This is a genomic window from Micromonospora sp. NPDC023814 (assembly GCF_040639595.1).
GTDB lineage: Bacteria > Actinomycetota > Actinomycetes > Mycobacteriales > Micromonosporaceae > Micromonospora.
In genome coordinates this window covers 1-2,718 of record NZ_JBFAAF010000193.1, presented here as the reverse complement: position 1 = coordinate 2,718, position 2,718 = coordinate 1, and the positions used below count along the sequence as shown (strand labels likewise).

At 68.5% G+C, this 2,718-nt stretch carries 3 protein-coding genes and 1 pseudogene; all 4 read left to right on the top strand.

The window, feature by feature from the left end:
- Nucleotides 1-307: 307 nt before the first annotated feature.
- Nucleotides 308-421, top strand: a pseudogene (locus AB0G14_RS35290) (transposase); the annotation flags it as partial.
- A gap of 160 nt (nt 422-581) precedes the next feature.
- The gene (locus tag AB0G14_RS35285) at nt 582-875 is read left to right on the top strand and encodes a hypothetical protein (protein WP_357705088.1); all 294 of its coding nucleotides are present in this window, start codon (nt 582-584) and stop codon (nt 873-875) included.
- Between the two features lie 41 nt (nt 876-916).
- Nucleotides 917-1,822 carry a transposase gene (locus AB0G14_RS35280; protein WP_357705086.1) on the top strand — a complete coding sequence of 302 codons (906 nt, stop codon included), beginning with the start codon at nt 917-919 and terminating at the stop codon, nt 1,820-1,822.
- 250 nt (nt 1,823-2,072) lie between these two features.
- Entirely contained in the window at nt 2,073-2,549 is a 477-nt protein-coding gene (locus AB0G14_RS35275; protein WP_357705083.1) for a UPF0158 family protein, read from the top strand.
- The last annotated feature ends 169 nt before the right edge of the window (nt 2,550-2,718 follow it).

The window sequence follows — 2,718 nt, the reverse complement described above, 5'->3', positions numbered from 1 at the left end:
CGCCTCCCGCTCCTCGGCGGTCAACTCCAGCGGCGCCAGCTTCGGACCACGACCATCACCCACACCGGCAATCTATCAGCGAATTAACGACTCAGGACACTAGGATCGGGTGTCTGATGTCGATGCAGCCGTTGCCGTGGCCCGAGCCCGCGGAAGAGATCGCCCGGGCGGTCGCGGCGATGTATCGGGGCGGCGGGCGCCGTTGCCGGTCGCGGTCCGTGACGAGTTGGGAGAGCTGTTCGCCGACGCGGAGTTCGCCGAGGCGTTTGCCGCTCGCGGGCCGCAGGGCTGGTCGCCGGGGCGGCTGATGTTGGTGACCGTGTTCCAAGCGGTGGAGAACCTGACCGACCGGCAGGCCGCGGAGGCAGTTCGGGACAAGGTTTCGTGGAAGTACGCGCTGGGGCTGTCGTTGACGGATGCCGGGTTCGACTTCTCGGTGCTGTCGGAGTTTCGTGCCCGGATGGTCGAGCACGGCTTGCAGGCGCGGGTGCTGGACCTGCTGGTAGCGCGGCTGGTCGACAAGGGTCTGCTCAAGTCGGGGGGGCAAGCAGCGCACCGACTCGACCCATGTCCTTGCGGCGGTGCGCCAACTCAACCAGGTCGAGTTGGTCGGCGAGACGGTTCGTGCCTGTGTGGAGGCGCTCGCCGCTTCGGCGCCGGACTGGGTCACGGCCCGTCTGGACGGCGGCTGGCAGCGCCGCTACGGCGCGCGGGTGGACTCGTGGCGGATGCCGTCGTCGAAGACCAAGCGGGTCGCGCTGGGTGCCGACTACGCCCGCAACGGGGCTGCGTTGCTGGCCGCGCGGTGTGGGACGCGTCCGCCCCGCCGTGGCTGGCGCAACTGCCCGCAGTCGGGGTCCTGCAACGGGTCCTGATCCAGAACGTGGTCACCGACGTCGATCGGGGTGGGCGGGAGGTGATTCGACTGCAGGAGGCCGACACGGACGGGCTCCCGCCCGGTAGATGCCGCATCGTCTCGCCGTACGACACCGACGCCCGCTGGGGCGGCAAACGTAACCTGACCTGGGCCGGCTACAAGCTGCACGTCAGCGAGTTCTGCGACGCCACGAACCCGGTCGAGGCTGGCGATGCCCCGCCGAACCTGGTCACGATCGTGGCGGCCACCGACGCGTCCGTGCCCGACGCGGCGATGACCGCGCCCATCCACCACGACCTGGCCCACCGCGGGCTGCTACCCGGCGAGCACTACGTCGACTCCGACTACCCGTCGGCGGACCTGCTGGTGTCCAGCCTGACCGACCTCAGGGTCCGGCTGGTCACCCCGATGCTGGCCGACACCTCGCCCCAGGCCCGCGCTGGAGAAGGCTTCGACCGCGGCGGGTTCACCATCGACTGGGACAACCAGCAGGTCACCTGCCCGCAGGGCCAGGCCAGCGCCTCCTGGACCCCGGCCGCCCAGCGCGGCACCGACGTCATCAACGTCAAGTTCGGCGGCGAGACCTGCCAGCCATGTCCGGTCAAGGCGAAGTGCACGACCACCACCCGCGGCGGGCGGCAGCTGACGCTACGGCCTCAGCCGATCCAGCAGGCCCTCGACGCCGCCCGAGCCGAACAGACAACCAAACAGTGGCAGGGCAAGTACGCGATACGCGCCGGAGTCGAGTCCACCATCGTCCAGGCCGTCAAGGTGACCGGCGCCCGCCGCGCCCGCTACCGCGGGCTGCCCAAGACACGCCTGGAGCACAACGTCCAGGCCGCCGCGCTCAACCTCATCCGACTCGACGCCTGGTGGAACGGCGAGACTCTCGACCCCCGCCGAACCACCCACCTCTCACGGCTGGAACTCACCCTCGCTGCCTGAACCGAGAATGACCAACAGGGTCTACCTCGCGGAGCTGCGGGTTGAGCACACGCGCCGGCCGATGTTCCTCAGGACCCTCGACGCCGCTGGGCTGTAGCCGACCGGTCTTCGCTTACAGATTGCCGGAGCAGTAGTCATCTCTCGGTCTCGGTCCCCGTGTTGATAATCGGCCGGGCCCGGCAGTCTCGCGGCCGGGAGGGAGAGGAACCTACCGTGGTTGCCGACGACCACGGCAACGGGAGTGGACACCATGCTTGACGTACGCCACGTCGATCTCGAAGAGATCGCCTCGGCGCTGCAGGACCAGAGCGTGTACGAGTACGAGTATCGCTGGCTCATCGATCCGGCCAGCGGGGAGATCATGATGTGGACGGCTGACGGCGGCATCGAGGGGAAGACGCCGGTGGACCTCGACGGACTCGACTTGGTCCCGATTGAGGCGCTACCGTCGTCCGTCTGGCACCGCGACATGGTCGACTTCGCGGAGCGAATCAGCGACGAGCAGGCGGGCCGCAGGCTCCAGCGAGCCACCCAGGGCAGGGGTGCCTTCCGCCGGTTCAAGGACGAACTGCACGAGGAGTATCCGCACCTGCTGACAGCGTGGCACGCCTTCCAGCACGCGCAGGCAACCCGCCGGGCCATCGACTGGCTTCTCGACAATTCCCTGATCGATGACGCTGCTGCGAGCAGATGTCGGAGTGAGCACCGAGATCCGGACGTGCCGTGAGACGAACGGGCGAGTAGGCGGAGGCGCGAGGCCGGTCCTACTCGGTTTCTCGACGTAGTGAGCTCTTTCAACCTGAGGTGACTGATCAGGTGGTCGTTCCGGTTGCGGGTAGCCAGGGACGGCCGGTGGCGAGTTCGGTGAGGGCGTGCATGATGTTGCGGCCGTGCGC

What these genes read in the sequence shown, in the direction of transcription:
- AB0G14_RS35275 (WP_357705083.1), top strand. Translation starts at nt 2,073, where the DNA reads ATGCTTGACGTACGCCACGTCGATCTCGAAGAGATCGCCTCGGCGCTG.